The sequence below is a fragment of the Cohnella hashimotonis genome (genome assembly GCF_030014955.1).
GTDB classification, from domain to species: domain Bacteria; phylum Bacillota; class Bacilli; order Paenibacillales; family Paenibacillaceae; genus Cohnella; species Cohnella hashimotonis.
The window spans coordinates 4,185,254-4,202,160 of record NZ_JAGRPV010000001.1; the positions used below are offsets into that span (position 1 = coordinate 4,185,254).

A 16,907-nucleotide genomic window follows, 5' to 3' on the forward strand; every position below is an offset into this window, starting at 1 on the left:
CCCTTGTATTGGATCGCCGGCGCCCTCTTCAGCCTTTGACGGCCCCGGCGGTGATGCCCTCGATAATGAAACGCTGCGCGAACAAATACACCACGATCATGGGAAAGACGATCATGCAGACGCCGGCGAAGATGAGCGACCAGTCGTTGAAGTACATCCCCTGGAACGAAGCGAGCTGTACGGTGATGGTCAGCTTGGCGCTGTCCTGGAGGTAGAGCATGGGCATCAGGAAGTCGTTCCAGATCGTAAACAGATTCAGGATCGAAACGGTCAGCAGCGCCGGCTTGAGCAGCGGCAGTACGATACGGAAAAAGGTGCCGTACAGACCGCAGCCGTCAATGCGGGCCGCCTCCTCGAGCTCTCGCGGCACCGACTTGACAAAACCGCTCAGCAGAAACACCGTGAACGGGGCCAGCGCCGCCAGATAAATAAAAATGATGCCGTGATAGGTGCTGATGAGCCGGAACGTAAGCATGATCTTATACAGCGGGATCATCGTCATCTGGAACGGAATAATCAGCCCCGCCAAAAACAAGAGATACATTGCGTTGTAAAAACGGTTGGCCCTTCTTGCGATCGCATAGGCCGCCATCGCGCCGATCGTCGCGGTGACGGCGATCGAGACGAAGCCGATGAGCGCGGTATTGCCGAGCGAGCGGAAATAGTGCATCGTCCGGAACGCCGCAGAGAAGTACTCGAACGTCAATGCCTTCGGAAGACCGTATGGCGATATGGATAAATCGCGCTTCGTCTTGACGGAGGAGATCAGCACGAGCAAAACCGGATAAAGATTGACGATACACAGCGCCCACAACAAGGCGCGCCTTGCATAGTCGGCCAAGCGTCGGTTCGCGGCGGTCATAGCTCGACCTCCCTTCGGCGCAGCAGCGTAACCGAGACGGTCGTCAGCAGAAGAATGAAAAGAAACAGCACGATCGACATGGCCGAACCGTAGCCCCAGCGTCCGCTGCCGCCGGAGCCGAAGCCGAGATGATAGATCATCGAGGCTACCGATTCGGTCCGATAGCCGGGACCGCCGCCGGTCAGCACGTAAATCTGGTTGAAAATTTGCAGATTGCCGATCAGGCTCAGCACGATGTTGATCGTAAAGGCCGGCGCGACGAGCGGAAAAGTGATTTGGATAAACTTTTTAAAACCAATTGCGCCTTCGAGCTGGCCGTATTCGTAAAGCTCCTGGTTGATCGACTGGAGGCCGGCGATATAAATCACCATCGAATAGCCCATGAACTGCCAGGTCGTGACGAGCGAGATCACCCACTTCGCCCAGAAAGGATCGCTCAGCCAGCCGACTTGCAGCCGCTCAAGATGCAAGCTCGCCAGCAGGTTGTTGACGACGCCGATATTTGGCTCCAGCATGAAGCTCCATACGTAGCCGATCAGCAGCGTACTGAAGATGCTCGGCAGGAAAAACATCGACCGCATGAAATTTACGCCTGCGAACCTGCGGACGAGCAGCAGCGCAAGCAGAAGGCCGAACAGATTTTGCAAAACGGTAATCGTGACGGTGAACTGCGCGGTGTTCCAGAAGGCGGTCAGTATCATCCGGTCGGCGAACATCTCGGCGTAGTTGTCCATGCCGATAAACTTGCTGGTGACGCCATTCCAATCCGTAAACGAATAGTAAGCGGAGCTCAGCATGGGGAACAGGGAAAAACAGAGGTAGAAAATTAAAGCGGGCAGCAGAAACAGCAGCCAGCCCAGCTCGTAACCGAGCTTGAAGCGGCCCAGGCGGTAAGGCTTCATGGCGTACATTCCCTTCCGCTTGAAGCAAACGGCAGGCCTTGGGTACGCTTGCCTGCCATTTCTTCAAGGTATTTCGCAATTCAAGATCGTCGTATCGTCACGGCGGCGCCTTTACTTGGCGGCTTCGAGCGCCTTGGCGATGCCCTTGTCGTAGCCTTCGATGAACCGGTCCGGCGTCGTGCCGTCCGCGAGCAGGCTCTGGAACTCCTTGTCCGGCGCGAAGCCGGACAGGCTTGCCGGGTGATAGTAGTTAACGCCCCACCAGTCGGGCTGCACGTCGCCTGCCGCCATCGCTGCGTTGATATCGGCGACGAACGCATTGTCGACCTTGACCTGCGTATTGGTCGGGATGCCGTTAAGATCCGCCATGATGCGGGTTTGATTTTCCGCGCTTAAGTAGACATCCATCGCCAGCTTGGCCGCTTCCGGATTCGCGGTCTTCGCGCTGATGACGAGTCCGCCGGAGGCGCTTGTCGGCACGACCGTCTTCTCTCCCGGCTCGTTGAGCGGAAGTGCGAAGAAGCCGATCTGCGCCTCCGGATCCGCGTCCTGGATCGCCTTGTATTGCCAGGTGCCGCTGACCAGCATGGCCGCCTTGCCCGTACCGACCATGGTGCTTGCGACATTGGCGTCGGTGCCGAGGAAGTCCTTGGGGAAATAGCCGCGGTCCCGCCAGTTCTGCTGTACGGCGAGCACCTTCTTGAAGTCGTCCGCGATATCCGCCGCCTTCATCGTTCCGTCGGCGATCTTGATCCGCGTCGTCATGTCCTTGGCGTTGATGTATTGGCCGTATGCGATAAACGGAATGATCTGGGTCGTCCACGAGTCTTTGAATCCGCCCGCGATCGGAATGAGGCCGGCGCTCTTGAGCTTGTCGCTCGCCGCCTCGAACGCCTGACGGTCGGTCGGAACGGCGATGTCGTTGTCCGAGAATGTTTTCTTGTTGTACAAAACGCCCAGCGCGTTGGTCGAGACGGGGACGAAGTACAGCTTGCCCGCCTTGTTGTCCTTCGCGTCGGCGACGACCGAGGGAATGTACTGTGAGACGGACGGGACGTCGGAAATGTCGAGGAACAGATCGGGGTCCATCTGCGTGCCGTATAAGGTCAGATCCTTCGAGATCGTATGCGTCATGAGCAGATCCGGGATATCGCCCGCGGCCAGCTTGGTTTTGACGGCCGTCTCGTACTGGTCGGTCGGCACGTTCTGCAGCTCGATCGTAATATTGTACTTATCCTTCATGTCCTTGATCCAGGCATCCGTCGATTTGGTGCGGTCCGCGTACGTATAAGTCATAAACGTCAAAGTGACCGGCTTGCCCGACTCGGCGGATGGCGTCGCTCCTTCCGATTGGCCGGCGGCGGCCGACGACGATGCGGCCGGCTTGTCCGGCGTATCGTCGCTCCCGCAGCCTGTCAAAGCCGCGGATGTCATTGCAGCCGCGAGCGCCAGCATGGACAGCTTTCTCATGGCGAATCCTCCCTTTTCTTTATCAAAGGCAGCTATGCCCCGTAAACCCATCATAGAGGGATTCCGTCCGCGCCAAAATCAACTTTTATGTCCGAATCGATTGCAATATTTCTACTCGGCCCGCGCATGCAGTTTTCTGTACGCCGTCGGCGTGCAGCCGTATCGCTCCTTGAACTTCTTCAAAAAGTAGCTGACGTTGCCGTAGCCGACCATGCCGGATATATCCTCCAGCTTCAGGTCGGCCTGTTGCAGCAGCTTGGCCGCCGCGTCCATCCGCAACCGGTTCACGTACTCGTTGAAATTTTCGTTGTAGGCTTGTTTGAAAATGCGGGACAGGTAGGCCGGGCTCATATAAAATCGCTCCGCTACGCCGTTTAAGTTAATATCCTCGCAATAATGCTTGTCGACATAGTCGACGACGTCGTCGAGCGTACGCCGCGAACCGGTCTTCTTCGCGGCCGCGATCCGGTCCAGCGTCCGGTCGGTCTCGGCCCTCAGCCAGTGCACGATGTCGGCGTAGGTAAGCAGCTCGCGCATCAACTTTACGTGCATATGGGACTCTTGCAGCAAGTCTCCGCCTCCGGAAGGATAGGATAAAGACGCCCTGCGCAGGTTCATGGCAAGCTCGAGCGAAGTCATTCGCAGGCTGAGCGGATGATAGGAACGATCTGCCCGGATGTCCGCCAGGACGCTGTCGATCCATGTCAGCGCCTGGATGCGGTAACCGTTATCCAAATAGTGCAGGAACGCCTTCTCCTTGTCCTCCGGATAAACGTAGTAGCGGCTCCGGCCGGAGAGCGAGGAAAAAAATACGATGCGGGTATCGCTCTCTAAGCCTGCATAAAGAACCGCAGCAGCAGCTTCCTTGTAGGCGCGGGATATCTGCTTCGGATCGTCGGCAATTCCGCCGAACCCGACGTACAGCTCCATGCCCAAAAACGCGCGGGCATCGGCCGAAGCCCGGCCGCATTTGACCCGAAGCGTCTCCAGCAACGCCTCGCCTTCTTCTATGGAATCGCAGCCCGCGACCAGGACGATCTCCTCGCGCCTGTCGCCATGCCTGAAGAGGACCTTGTTCTCCGTATCCCCATAGTGCTCCCCGATGAGGTTGAACAGCGCGTATCCGGCGAGCTCGCGGTCGCCGCCGAAGCGTGCAGCCGACACCTGCTCCTCGTTCGCCGCGCGGAATACGGCCGCCGCGAAGCAAGCGCCTGACAGCCGAAGGCCGCTGCGGTCCAGCTTTGCAAGCAAGGAGGACACTTGGTCTTCGGCCCCTTCCGCCAGACGGGTCAACAGCCGTTCCTCGGCAAGCGCGCCGTTCTCTCTCAAGCGCCGGTCCATGCGAAGCAGGTCCTCTCTCGCTCGCTGCCGTTCTTCGAGCTTGTCGATCGCGCGGACCAGCACCGCCTCAAGCTGTTCCTCCTCGATCGGTTTCAGAATATAGTCGAACACCTGGAACGTGACTGCCTTCCTGGCGTATTCGAAGTCCGAATAACCGCTGATGACAATAATGAGGATATCGGGATAGTCCTTATGAACGGTCTCCATCAGTTCAATGCCGTCCATGAGCGGCATGCGGATGTCGGACAGCACGATATCCGGACGCAAAGTCCCGATCATCCCGAGCGCATCGCGGCCGTTCGCCGCTTCGCCAACGATCGCGACGCCGAGCGCCTTCCAATCGATTTGCTCGCGCAGCCCCAGCCTTATCCACGCCTCGTCGTCTACGACCAATGCCCGTATCATTAAAGCTCCCCCTATACGCTGTTTTTGCCGTCCTCCGCCGATTCCCTTTATACGCTGTCGCTTGTCTCTTCAGCCGCTATCGGCCATTCGACTGTCACCTTCGTCCAAGCGCCGCGCTCGCTGTCGATCGAGATGCCGTACGACTCGCCATAAATGAGCTTGATCCGTCGATGAATATTGCGCAGCCCCACGTTGGTATGGAGCCGGTCCGCCGATTCCGCGTCCGATCCGGCATCCGGCGCATCCAGCTTGCGCGTCAAATCGGCAACCCGCTCCGGCGGCATCCCCGCGCCGTCGTCACGGACCTCGATGCGCAGCCTGCCTCCGGAGCGGCTGCCGGAAATGCGGATCAAGCCTCGTCTACCCGTCGGCTCGATCCCGTGGCACACCGCATTTTCCACGATCGGCTGCAGCACGAGCTTCATCATCGGCGCGGCGCGCATCGAGTCGTCGATATCCGTCTCGTAGTCGAGGAGATCGCCGAATCGCAGCTTTTGGATATCCAGATACCCGGTCACCGCGTTCAGCTCGTCCTTAACGGTTACGGGTCCAGGCCTTTCGGAGATGCTGTAGCGCATCATACGGGCCAGACTTTTCGCCGCGGTGTTGATAGGGGGCACCTTGTGGACGACCGCCATGCTGCTGATGATTTGGAGCGTATTGTAAATAAAGTGCGGATTGATCTGGGCCTGCAAAAACCGGTACTCCGCTTCCTGGCGGGCGAGCCGCTCCTCGTACTTTTCCGTAATGAGCGACTTGATCGTCGATACCATCGTATTGAAGCTGCCCACGAGCTGTCCCAGCTCGTCGTTCGCCCCGTGCGGGAGCCGGAAGTCGAACTGGCCCAGCTTCACCTTGCCCATCCCGCGCTGCAGCTTCAGGATCGGCTTGAATAGCAGCCTGGAAAATCCGTAGGTGAGCAGCGCGGTGAACAGCAGCGCGACGATGCCAAGCGTCAGCGTGAAAACCAGGAGCCGGTCGGCGCCTTTTTCGATGACGGAGAAGGGCGTGAACGTCAGCAGCTTCCAGCCCGTAATCTCTGATGTACGATAGGAAACGAGGTACTTGGCGCCGGCCAGCGTTAAGGTCAGCTTGCCTTCCGCCGACCCGGCGAGCTTGTCCCGGTCGATCTTGCGCAGCGCCTCTTGCTCATAAGCCGGATGGGTCGTATAGATGGACCTCCCTGCATCGTCCAGAAACAACACGCCCGTCTCCGCGCCAAGATTGACCTTGTCGACGAGGCTGCTAAGCGAATCCATCGAAAGATCGATCAGAATGACCCCATATGGCGCCGCGTTGCGCGTATCGATGTTTTTAAGCAGTCTGGAATAGGAAATCACAGGCTTGTCGTAGTTGAGCTGATAAGGCCGATGAGGCGCGAAAATGCTCGTCTTGCCGCCGGCCGCCACCGTCTGCCGGTACCAGTCTTCGCCGGTGGGATCGTAGTCGAGCTTGTTCGTGCCGAAGAGGGCGTAGGAGAATGACTTCTGCGGGGAAGCGTACAAATAGATGCTGTTGAAGTCTTTGCGGAGATACATAAGGCGCTGAAAAAAATTGCCGACCACCTTGATCGCGTTCAATTCTTCGCTGTAGTCGGCGAAGGACGGCGTCGCGAGCACTTTTTTTAACGTATTGTTGGAGTCCGCGTAATCCGTCTCCGCGTAGATGGACTGGATGATTCGGTCTACCTGGTCCAGGTTGTCCTCGAAGCCCGTGTTGATATTGTCCACCAGTCTCGCCGCGCTGCTCGCGGCCTCCTGCTCGTAGATGCCGCGCGAATAGGAAAACGAGAAAAATCCGGAGACGGCCAGTTCGACGACGACGATGATTAAAATGCCGTAGAAAATCTTATTGAAGATGCTGATATCCGCGATCATGCGCTTGTACAAACGCCGCGCGACCGATGCCATGGCCGACTCACTTCCCGCGATCCGATTTTTACAACATTTTAACAGAGGATCGTGTCGAGTTATAGGACTTAATTGACGACGGCGGGGAGCAAAATGCGGCGGCGGGAATGTACGGGGCTCGGATATGCGATTCTTTATTTACTCCGGAATCACGGCTTCGGAGTAGACGGTGGCCCGGCCCATCATACAAACCGCCTCTCCGAAGAGAAGCGGTTCGCGATTCGTGGCCTATTGCTTTATTCGAGCTCTTCCCGCTCGATCTTAAGTCCTTCTACATGCCGCTTGGCCATGAGACTGCGTTTTTTACGGTTCTCGACAGAGTCGAAGACGATGTCCATGTCGTAGTCGTCCGGATACAGATGCTTGCTCTCGATCTGCAACCGCACCCGCTTGCGGTTGATGGGCTGCTTGACGCCGCGAACCTGGACGATAAGGTTGCCCCGCTCGTCGGCGAGCCGGTAGACGACGCCGCGCTGACCGAGCGACGGAATCCAGACGAGGTCGCCGATGGCGAGCTCCGGCTGTGCGGCCGCGGTCTCCTGGCGTTCGCTCATCGCCCCCGCTGCGCCGGAGTCGCTCCCTGCGCGAGCCGCAGGTCGCACGCCCTCATTCGCAACGTCCTTCGCAAGAGGGATGATCCCCTGCACGCCTTCGCGCAGCCCATCGCCGTGCGATCGGTCGCGCTCGCCGCCCTTCAGCCCCCGTGCGATCTCCTTCGCCCGGTCGATGATCTCTTCGCCGATGCCGAACTTGCGGGCGATGACGAACGCGTAGCTGTCGCCCGCCTCGCCCATGTCCAGCCGGTAGAGCGGCTGCAGCGTATCCTCGTCGAACGCCATCCGGGCATTGCGGAAGCCTGGCGCGAGGCGCGCGTATTCCTTGATCTCGTTAAAGTGCGTCGTCGCGAGCACCGCCGCCCCGCGCCGGTACAGCTCCTCGAGCACCGCGATCGACAATCCGACGCCTTCGCCCGGATCGGTCCCCGTCGCGAGCTCGTCGAGCAGGACAAGCGTCGAGCGGTCGGCCACGGAAAGGATGTCGGTGACGTTGCGAATATGCGACGAGAACGTGCTGAGCGAACGGTCCAAGCTCTGTCCGTCGCCGATATCCGCCTCGACGGCGCGGAACAGCCCGACGCGGCTGCCCGCTGCCGCCGGAATCAGCAGGCCGGTCTGCGCCATGAGCGTCAGCAGGCCGACCGTCTTCAGCGCGACCGTCTTGCCGCCGGTATTCGGTCCGGTAATAAGCAGCGACCGATAGCTATCGTCCATGGCGATGTCGAGCGGCACCGGCTTGGCGCTAAGGAACGGATGCCGCGCCGCCCGCAACTCGAACGTGCCGTCGCCGGTGAGCGCCGGCGGCAGCGCGCCGATCGCGAGCGCCCACTTGGCCTTGGCGAGCAGGAAATCGTAATGCGCGACCGCCTCCGCGTTTACGGACAGCTGCGGCAGCGCAAGCTCGGCCTCGCCGGTCAGTCTCGCGAGCACCTGGAGCTCCTCGCGCTGCTCTTCCGCCCGCAGCGCGGACAGGTCCATCTGCAAGCCGGTCGTCTCGGACGGCTCCACGAATACGGTTTGCCCGCTGGCTGATTCGTCCAGCACCGTGCCAGGGACCTTGCGGCGGTGCTCCTTTTTCACGGACAGCACGTATCGTCCTCCCCGCGAGCTGACGATCCGCTCCTGCAAATGCTCGGCGTGCTTGGACAGCAAGCCGTCCAGCCGCTTCTGCAGCTTCTCCTCCGCCTGCCGGAGCTTGCGCCGGACGCGTCCGAGCTCTTGGCTGGCGCCGTCCAGTATACGCCCGCGGTCGATGCTCCGATCGATCTCGCCGAGCAGTCCGCCCAGCTCGTGCATCGACGACGCATAGCCGGCAACCGCTGGCGCCGATTCGCCTTTTGACGCCATGAACTTGCGGAGCTGTCCGCAGCTGCGCACGAATTGCGCCAGCTGACCGAACTGCTGCTCGCTCGGCACGTAGCCGGTGCCGAGCAGCGCAAACAAATCTTCCATGCCTTCCATCGAAGGCAGCGGCACATGCATGCCCTTCTCCAGCATCGCGCGCGCTTCTTCGGTCTCGCCGAGGCGGGCGGCAATGACGCGGGCGTCGTAGAGCGGTTCGAGTTGCTCCGCAAGCTTGCGTCCCATATAAGTGGTCGTGCGAGCGGTAACCGCTTCGACGGCGCGATTATATTCTAATTTTTCGAGGGAATGGGTTCTCATGATTTGGGGATGCTCCTTTGTTTTAGGGAATGGAAATACACCGAACGCGGCGAAAAACGCAAAAAAAACCGTACCTGATCGGCACGGTTCGCATTCCCGCTCCTCGCCGCAGCGACGGACGGAATGTCGGACAGTTCCTCCCCGGCAATCAGAGCCGTCAGACAAGCGCAACAAAATAAACGGGTCGAATCGCTCCGACCGTCCGTGCGCTCTCTAACGGGCTATCCAATTGATCAGTTCAGAACCGTCGCAGACATCAAGTCGTTCCCCTTAAGATAAACAAAGTTAACTTTAACTTACCACAAGTTACATCTCGTTCACAAGCCATTTTTCCAGCCCGGCCCGGTCCTTGACCTGAATCATCTTCTGCTCGATCTCGATCAGCCCCTCGTCCTGCATGTCCTGCAGCACTTTGGATACGGTCTCGCGCACCGCGCCGACCATATCTGCGAGCTGCTGATGCGTGAGCTTGATCGGAATGCGCACGGACGCGGCCGGATCCGCGGCATTGCCGAATTCCTCGCACCAGTTGGCCAGCCGCTTGATGATTCGCGAGCGGACGCTAAGGAAGGTCAAATCGTATATTTGCTGGTTGGCCTTGCGAAGCCGGTTCATCGTATCTTCGACCAGGTAATGGAGCAAATTGCGGTCGTTCTCGAAAAGCAGCTGGAAGTGCGTTCGCCGAAGCGATAGCAGACGGGTCTGCGAGGCCGTCTCCGCGGTCGCCGACCGGACGAGGCCGGGCTTGATGAGCGCCATCTCGCCGAAGTAGTCGCCTTCGTGGAAAAACGCAAGCACGACTTTTTTGGATTTATTGATCGTATGAATGCTGACTGAGCCCGAAAGGATGAAATAAATCTCGTCTCCTTCGCTGCCCTCGAGGAAAATAATCGAGCCCTTGCGGTACACTTTTTCCTGAACGTACGGGAGGACGCGGTCGAACAATCCGGGATCGATGCCTTTGAAAAAAGGGATCGCCCTCAGCTTGCTGGCGGTGATCGGCATATTTGCCCCCTTGCGCTTGTGTGGCAGCTGCGCCGTGCGTCCCCCTAGACGACAGCCTCCACCATAAAACTTGGATGCTCCATCAAGTTGAACTTCGTGCCGAACTGGTTCAGACGGACGACCGGCCTGGCCAGATGTCCTTTGTTCAGTTCGACGACCGTCGCGTGCAATCCGCCGGTCAGGCGGATCTCGGTGCCTACCGGATAAGGAACGAATGCTTTTAGGAAGCCGCGGACGACGGCATAGCTGTATGATGTATCTATTTTCGACATGACGTACTCGATTCCTCCACAGGGAAGCTTGTCGGCAAGCTTATCGTTCATAAAATAATCGAATTCGCTGCACAAGCCGCAGATCTGGGCTTCCTCCGTCAACTCTGCGCCTTTCGTCCCATGCGGAAATCCTCTGCCGTCCAGCTGCTCGTGATGCTGCGCGACGATTTTGAGCGCCGCAGGCGCAAGGCCCGCGTACTGGCGCAGAAGCTCGTAGCCGACCTGCGGATGGTTGATGACCATCGTGCCGTCGTGCGGCTTGAACAGGCCGATGTCGTGGAGCAAGCTCCCCACGGCCACGCTCTTGATCCGCTGCGTGCTGTAGCCGAGCGCCTTGGCCGTCAGCATGGCAAGGAAGCAGACGTTCACGCTGTGCGCGATCAGGTCGCCCTCCCCCCGCAGCAGGTCCTCGTAATGATAGAGCAGATCGCGCTCCTCCATGACGATGCCGGCCATATGTTCGGACCATGACAGAACTTCATCGACGGGGACGGGTCCGCCCCGACTCACGGTATCGAGCACGAGCGTCAGCAGGTCCTTCATCTGGTCCCGCAAATTTTCCTTCAGCGCACGCGGATCCGCGCCGTACGCCGGCGTCGTTTCGATGGACAAATAGCGTAGGTTCCGTTTTTTTATGGCTTCGATGAGCCGCTTGTCCAGCACGACTCCCTGCCTTAGTATTAGCCGACCGTCTTCCGTATAAAGGCTGCGGCCGAGCTTGTCGCCTTCTTGCAGCTGGTCTGCACGAACTACCCGCACAGTCTCTCACTCCCACTTTTCTCTTTACGAGTTCCTCTTCGCTGATACGATATTACTATCTGCGCCTGTGCCGGTTCTGTAACTCAAATCACACAAAAAGGAAAATAGTCACAGACCATTTTCCCCAGTAAATAGACCTTATGAACCGGACAGCTTATCGAACAACGACACGACCGCCCGCACGCCGCCCTGGGACAGCGCCTGCAAAGCCGAAGCCGTCTTGTCGGCCAGACTGTCGACCAGCGGCTCTCCGTCCGGCCGCGGAATCGCGTACGGATCGTAGGCGTCTGCCGCTGGATCGCGCTGCGTTCGCGCCGAATCGGCTGTTCCTCCGGTTCCCGCGCCTCCGGTTCCCGCGCCCCCGCCCGACGTGCCGGCATTCCCGTAATCTCCCTCATACGCAATGCCCTGCGGTTCCTCGGCGTAGTAGCGGCTGCGCTGCTCGGCGCGGCGATCGTCGGCGGTACCGCCGTCGACAGTCGCCGTCGACGTACTGTCGTTTATCGGACCGTATACCGTACGAATGCCGTCGTCCGCCAGCTCCATCCCGAACAGGATGGCCAGACCGATCAACGCCGACAGCAACGCGAATCTCGTGAGCGAACGTCCCATTTCCGATCTCCTCCGTTAACCAGCCTTGGCTGCATTAGTCTTGCCGACATTCGCCGCTTCGGCGTTTTGATTGTGCCAGTACAGATCCGCGATCGTTTTGGCGAGCGCATCCGCCGTGCGGTAGCATTCCTCGAGCGTATTGTCGACACCGCCGATCTCGATGAGCACGCTGTCCGGCGCCAGCGACTGATTGTATTCGCCGTTGCCCGTCGCCGCCGTCTTGCCCCAGATGCCTCGCGACAAGCCGGGATAAGACGCCTCCAGCTTCTCGTGAATCTCGTTCGCGAAGCTTTCGTTTTGCTTCCAGTTCGGATTGCGCTGTCCGATGATGAAAAAGACTTGCGCGTAATCTTTGCCGCCGATCATGACGGTCGATTCCTTGCGGCGAAGCGAGTCTCTATGAATATCGAAGAAAAAGGTCAGGTTCTTGTCGCCGGCCATCGCCTGCATGACCGTCTGCTTGGAATACTTGTAGGATTGGTTCCAATCGTAGTCTTTAACCGTGCCGGCGTAATCTTTGGAAGAGTGCAGCGCGCCAATCCCCCGCTTCTCCAGCTGATCCGCGAGGCGTTTGCCGACCTGCGTTACGTTGACCTTGCCCGAGTTCGGATCCTTGACGCTAGGCGGCAGCTCGGGAAAGTAGGATTCGCGATTGTGAGAATGATAGATAAATACGACCTTGCGGCCCTCGGTCGTCTTTGTCTCGCCCGACGGCGCTTCTTCCTTGTCGGGCGTCGGCGTCGGGGGCGGGCCCTCCCCATTCTGCTCCGGCTCCGGCGTGGCGGACGTATCGGGCATGTCATCGCCGCCGTCCGGCCGGGTCCCAGGATCGGTGCCATGATCGTCCGACGTGCCGGAAGCCGGCGGACTATAATCTTCCGGCGCGCTGTCCGAGCCGCCGGAGCCCGTCCGGAACAAGATCGGCTCGTCCCCGCCCGCGCCCGGCATCTCGGCGGCAAGCAGGCTTTTCGGATCGCCCGGATTGACGTCGGTCAGGAAGCGCAGCAGAAAGGCCGCGATTCGCTCCCCGTCCATGCTGCCTCCTTTGCCCTTCTCGGCCATCTGCGGCAGCTCGAGTCCGAGCATGGAAGAAAAAAACGTATCGGATACGGAAGCAGCGAAGCCCTTCATCGATTGCGCCGGCGAGGCGGCCAGCTTGATCTGCAGGATGCCGCCGAGCCCAAGAAGGACGAACATGACCATCGAGCAAAAGCTGAGAAGCAAAAATGCGCGTCCCGATGCCAAAAATCTTCGGAATTGTCTGCGCCAGACCGGCAAATATTGCGATAGCGCCGCACGGAACATCCCGCACCCCCGTTTCCCCTGTCAAGGGTCTCTTAGACTTTCTATTCTTCCGGCTTGCGAAAGCGATAGTGAAGTCTATGAGCATCCGAGAAATGCTAGAACTAGATTCGTCGCGGCGATGCGCGCTTATGATCGGCCATCGTGCTTGAATTAAGACACAAATAACCGTTCAGGCAAATAAAGATTGCCTAACGGTTCGCACCGATCGCAAATACGCTCAGCGGGCGGACTCAGCCGCCCTGAGCGCCCACCATTCACGACAACGCAGCGGGAGTCGGTCTGCGATGCGCGGGATTTCACCGATTCTACTACCTCTTCACCTCTCCGCCTAACTAGCATTTTACGCCCCCGCCTCTCGACCTCTTCGCACACCTCCGCTTTTTGCTCCCCGCCTCGCCGTCTCTCGACCACTCGATTGGATCACCTGGCTCCACCGCCTCTCTGCCCCATCAGCTCTCCGCCTCATCACCTCTCAACCTTTCACCTCTCCGCCTACTCGGGGTAACAGCCGAATGCCTGCAAATTTACATCCTTTTCATACATGACAAACCCTGCGCGATAAAAAGATGCGGATGTGCAGGCTTTATTCTCATTTCGGTTGCGATATCGGATTTCGCCGTTAAAAAGATGCTGATTTGCAGGCATTTCCGCTTCTGCATGTCGGATCGGGTTTAAAGCCTGCACGGTTGCAGGCTTTTATTAACCTTGTTTACTTGCCCTTGTTTACTTGCCCTTGTTTACTTGCCCTTGTTTACTTGCCCTTGTTTACTTGCCCTTGTTTACTCGCCACGCCGTCCCGTCCCCCGCTTCTCCTCCATGGCTTCCTCCCTTTCGGCTCTGCTTTTTCTTGTCGGCACTTTGGCCCTTAACCCCGCATCGTTGTTTCAGAAGGAGGTTTTCCTTCCGAATATACGGAAGTCGCAAAAAAACCTCCCGGCGGCTGCCGGAAGGCTTGGGTTTGACGGCGTCGTGCGCCGTCGCTATGCGGTTCTTGATGCGGTTCTTGTTGCTGTTCTTGTTGCTGTTCTAGATGTTGCGATCGGTTTAGCTAGCCCGGCTCCGGCTTAATAGCCGAGATCCTTGCGGGCCTTCGCCCACTTGGCGTTCAGGTCGTCGAACGCTTTCTTCAGATCCTTGGCCACGATCAGGTCTTGGTCGACGGAGCCGGTGCCGAGCGCGATCTCGGCCTTCTTGGCGATCTCGTTGTAGCGAGGGTCGACGGCGACGCTCTCGATGTACGTCGGGTTAGCGGCGTTGAACTCGGCCAGCTGCGGTACTTCCGGCGTCTTGGTCTTGTCGACCGGCAGGAAGCCGGAGTCGGTGTCGTAGCCGGATTCTTTGACGAAGAAGTTAACCCATGCGATAGCCAGATCTTTGTTCTTGCTGTCCTTGCTTACGCCGACGAAGTAGTCGCCGCCCAGCGGCGCGTTGTACTTGCCGCTGTTGTCGTAAGGGAACGGGAAGAACCCGATGTCTTCGGAAGCTGCGCCAGCGCCGATGACTTGCGGAATGACCCAGTTGCCGAGGAAGTACATGGCGGCTTTGCCGGATGCGACTTCGCCCTTGGACATTTCCCAGTTGTTGGTGGACAGGTCGGACTCGACCCACTTGTTCTCGACGAATTTGCGCGCGATCGTGATCAGTTGGCCCCAAGGTCCGTCAACCGTAAACGGCGTGTCGGTGGAGATACGGGTATCGGTCCACTTGGCGTCGCCCGCTACGTACGTGTAGGAGTTCTCGCCCCAGTTGCCCATCGGCCATTGCGCGCCGAAGTTCATGTACAGCGGCACGATGCCTGCGTCCTTCAGCTTCTGCGCGTCGGCGTACAGCTCGTCGAGCGTCTTCGGCGTGGCGGTGATGCCCGCCTTCTCGAACGCCTTCTTGTTGTATACGATGCCTTGGGTGTTGACGCCGGAGGTGATGCCGTAGCGCTTGCCTTCGTAAGCGTCATAGTCGGCGAAGTAGACATTGTCGAACATCGAATCCGGCAGCGGCTCGTAATATTTCGGGAATTCGCTGGTGGCAAGCGCCGAAGGAATCATGTTGACGTCGCCGGCTTCGCCGGTCGTCAGACGCGTGTTGATGTCGGTCGCATAGTTCGTCAGGCCTTCGAATTCGACTTCGGCCTTCGGATACTTTTCTTTGAACTTGGCTACGTACTTGTCGAACGTGCCGTCGCTGATGTAGTCGGTACGGTGAGTCAGCACGAGAATTTTGCCGGAAAGGTCGGCGTTCGCTTCGCCGCTCGATGCCGACGCGGAAGCGGATGCCGAAGCGCTTGCGGACGACGATGCCGATGCGGAAGGAGATGCGTTGTTGTTATTGTTGTTGCTGCCGCAAGCGGAGAGTACGGCGGAAGCCGTAAGCAGCGACAAAATGGCAAGCGTGCTTTTCTTCATTTGTTTGACCCCCAGATTGATGGTTTAGCTGAGTATCCAGCTTTGTAAGCGCTGCGTTGGGATCGCTTACATGACCTAATTATACGCCGTTCCTTATGCAAAAACAGGCAACCGTTTTGTTTTTATTGTCATCTATTATGATAACAAATAAAAACTTTTAGCTTAAAAACCCCTAACCGGGCATTAGTATGCGCCGATTAGGGGAATTTTACCCATTCATTTTCATTTAACTTGCAAGCCTTAGCCGCGCTTCAAAAACGCGTATTCCGGGCGGTCCAGCAGCTCGAGGTTGCGCGAGATCAGCGCATGACGCGTCTCTACGCTCGCGCGCGAACGAAGCCGGTCTTCAGGCGTGTTCACGACGTAATCGAGCATGCGATCGATCGTCGTCGAGGCTACATGCAAGCGCGTGTCGGACGAAGCGTAGTAGATGTACAATTCGCCGGCTTCGTCGGCGATCAGGCCGTTCGTGAAAACGACGTTGGACACGTCGCCGACGCGCTCGATGCCCTCCGGGGCGATCAAATGGCCGGCCGGGGCGTGAATGACGCGGCTCGGATCGTCCAGCGCGGTCATGAACGCATAGATGACATAACGAAGTCCGGCAGCCGTGTTGCGCACGCCGTGCGCGATATGAAGCCAGCCCTTTTCCGTCTTGATCGGCGCCGCGCCCTGGCCGTTCTTCACTTCCTTGATCGTGTGGTACACCTTCTCGTCCACGATCGCTTCATGGTCGACGATCGCCGGATTCATGCTGTCGGACAGCCCCCAGCCGATGCCGCCGCCGGCGCCCGTGTCGATGAAGCCGTCCTGCGGACGCGTGTAGAAGGCGTACTTGCCGTTCACGAATTCAGGGTGCAGCACGACGTTGCGCTGCTGCGGCGAAGGGGTCTGCAGATCCGGGAGACGCTCCCAGTTGATCAGGTCCTTCGTGCGGGCGATGCCGCCTTTGGCGTTGGCGCTGGACGTATCGCCCTTCGGCGCGTCCGGGTCCTTGCGCTCGCTGCAAAACAGGCCGTAAATCCAGCCGTCCTCATGCTGCACGAGACGCATGTCGTATACGTTGATGTCCGGGTCTTCGGTCTCGGGAAGCAGCACCGGATAGTCCCAGAAGCGGAAGCCCTCGGTCGGCTTGTCGCTCTCGGCGACGGCAAAGAACGATTTGCGGTCGACGCCTTCGACGCGGACCATGAGGTAGTACTTGCCGTTCAGCTTGATGGCGCCCGCATTAAAGGCGGCGTTGACGCCGATTCGCTCCATCAGGTAAGGATTCGTCTCGGGATTCAGGTCGTAGCGCCAGTAGAGCGGCGCATGCGCGTTCGTCACGACGGGGTGCTCATGGCGCCAGTAGACGCCGTTGCCGGGCTCGACCTTCGGGTTCGGCTGCGCGATCAGCTTTTCGTACTGCTCGTTCAGCTGCTTGATCTGGTTCAGAAAATCGCTCAT

General features: G+C 58.7%; 12 protein-coding genes. All 12 read right to left on the minus strand.

Translation table 11 applies throughout. From position 1 onward, the window contains the following. Positions 1 to 28: 28 nt before the first annotated feature. The 12 genes from KB449_RS16950 to KB449_RS17005 all read right to left on the minus strand — a co-directional run bounded on the left by KB449_RS16950 (position 29) and on the right by KB449_RS17005 (position 16,907). Positions 29 to 862 (minus strand): carbohydrate ABC transporter permease, encoded by an 834-nt coding sequence (locus tag KB449_RS16950; RefSeq protein WP_282909498.1) that lies wholly within the window; start codon positions 860 to 862, stop codon positions 29 to 31. Next, a complete protein-coding gene (locus KB449_RS16955) occupies positions 859 to 1,764 on the minus strand; it encodes a carbohydrate ABC transporter permease (RefSeq protein WP_282909499.1) in 906 nt (301 codons plus the stop codon). Before KB449_RS16955 ends, KB449_RS16950 begins: the two co-directional genes overlap by 4 nt. A gap of 111 nt (positions 1,765 to 1,875) precedes the next feature. Continuing rightward, positions 1,876 to 3,234 (minus strand): ABC transporter substrate-binding protein, encoded by a 1,359-nt coding sequence (locus tag KB449_RS16960; protein ID WP_282909500.1) that lies wholly within the window; start codon positions 3,232 to 3,234, stop codon positions 1,876 to 1,878. Positions 3,235 to 3,345: 111 nt separating this feature from the next. Next, positions 3,346 to 4,980 carry a response regulator gene (locus KB449_RS16965; RefSeq protein WP_282909501.1) on the minus strand — a complete coding sequence of 545 codons (1,635 nt, stop codon included), beginning with the start codon at positions 4,978 to 4,980 and terminating at the stop codon, positions 3,346 to 3,348. 47 nt (positions 4,981 to 5,027) lie between these two features. Beyond that, positions 5,028 to 6,890 carry a cache domain-containing sensor histidine kinase gene (locus KB449_RS16970; RefSeq protein WP_282909502.1) on the minus strand — a complete coding sequence of 621 codons (1,863 nt, stop codon included), beginning with the start codon at positions 6,888 to 6,890 and terminating at the stop codon, positions 5,028 to 5,030. 236 nt (positions 6,891 to 7,126) lie between these two features. Next, positions 7,127 to 9,109: an endonuclease MutS2 gene (locus tag KB449_RS16975; RefSeq protein ID WP_282909503.1), complete on the minus strand. Its 1,983-nt coding sequence runs from the start codon at positions 9,107 to 9,109 to the stop codon at positions 7,127 to 7,129. Positions 9,110 to 9,415: 306 nt separating this feature from the next. Beyond that, positions 9,416 to 10,114 (minus strand): Crp/Fnr family transcriptional regulator, encoded by a 699-nt coding sequence (locus KB449_RS16980; protein WP_282909504.1) that lies wholly within the window; start codon positions 10,112 to 10,114, stop codon positions 9,416 to 9,418. Between the two features lie 44 nt (positions 10,115 to 10,158). Continuing rightward, positions 10,159 to 11,145 (minus strand): HD-GYP domain-containing protein, encoded by a 987-nt coding sequence (locus KB449_RS16985; RefSeq protein WP_282909505.1) that lies wholly within the window; start codon positions 11,143 to 11,145, stop codon positions 10,159 to 10,161. Positions 11,146 to 11,283: 138 nt separating this feature from the next. After that, entirely contained in the window at positions 11,284 to 11,757 is a 474-nt protein-coding gene (locus KB449_RS16990; protein WP_282909506.1) for a hypothetical protein, read from the minus strand. Between the two features lie 15 nt (positions 11,758 to 11,772). Then, complete coding sequence (locus tag KB449_RS16995; RefSeq protein ID WP_282909507.1) at positions 11,773 to 13,062, minus strand: stage II sporulation protein P; 1,290 nt, start codon at positions 13,060 to 13,062, stop codon at positions 11,773 to 11,775. Between the two features lie 1,064 nt (positions 13,063 to 14,126). Then, positions 14,127 to 15,461: an extracellular solute-binding protein gene (locus tag KB449_RS17000; RefSeq protein ID WP_282909508.1), complete on the minus strand. Its 1,335-nt coding sequence runs from the start codon at positions 15,459 to 15,461 to the stop codon at positions 14,127 to 14,129. A gap of 240 nt (positions 15,462 to 15,701) precedes the next feature. Then, positions 15,702 to 16,907, minus strand: a complete 1,206-nt coding sequence (locus KB449_RS17005) for a glycoside hydrolase family 130 protein (RefSeq protein ID WP_282909509.1) — start codon at positions 16,905 to 16,907, stop codon at positions 15,702 to 15,704.

Coding starts and splice junctions, on each gene's coding strand:
- KB449_RS16990 (WP_282909506.1), bottom strand. CDS start 11,757: ATGGGACGTTCGCTCACGAGATTCGCGTTGCTGTCGGCGTTGATCGGT.
- KB449_RS16970 (WP_282909502.1), bottom strand. CDS start 6,890: ATGGCATCGGTCGCGCGGCGTTTGTACAAGCGCATGATCGCGGATATC.
- KB449_RS16950 (WP_282909498.1), bottom strand. CDS start 862: ATGACCGCCGCGAACCGACGCTTGGCCGACTATGCAAGGCGCGCCTTG.
- KB449_RS17005 (WP_282909509.1), bottom strand. CDS start 16,907: ATGAGCGATTTTCTGAACCAGATCAAGCAGCTGAACGAGCAGTACGAA.
- KB449_RS16995 (WP_282909507.1), bottom strand. CDS start 13,062: ATGTTCCGTGCGGCGCTATCGCAATATTTGCCGGTCTGGCGCAGACAA.
- KB449_RS16960 (WP_282909500.1), bottom strand. CDS start 3,234: ATGAGAAAGCTGTCCATGCTGGCGCTCGCGGCTGCAATGACATCCGCG.
- KB449_RS16975 (WP_282909503.1), bottom strand. CDS start 9,109: ATGAGAACCCATTCCCTCGAAAAATTAGAATATAATCGCGCCGTCGAA.
- KB449_RS17000 (WP_282909508.1), bottom strand. CDS start 15,461: ATGAAGAAAAGCACGCTTGCCATTTTGTCGCTGCTTACGGCTTCCGCC.
- KB449_RS16980 (WP_282909504.1), bottom strand. CDS start 10,114: ATGCCGATCACCGCCAGCAAGCTGAGGGCGATCCCTTTTTTCAAAGGC.
- KB449_RS16955 (WP_282909499.1), bottom strand. CDS start 1,764: ATGAAGCCTTACCGCCTGGGCCGCTTCAAGCTCGGTTACGAGCTGGGC.
- KB449_RS16965 (WP_282909501.1), bottom strand. CDS start 4,980: ATGATACGGGCATTGGTCGTAGACGACGAGGCGTGGATAAGGCTGGGG.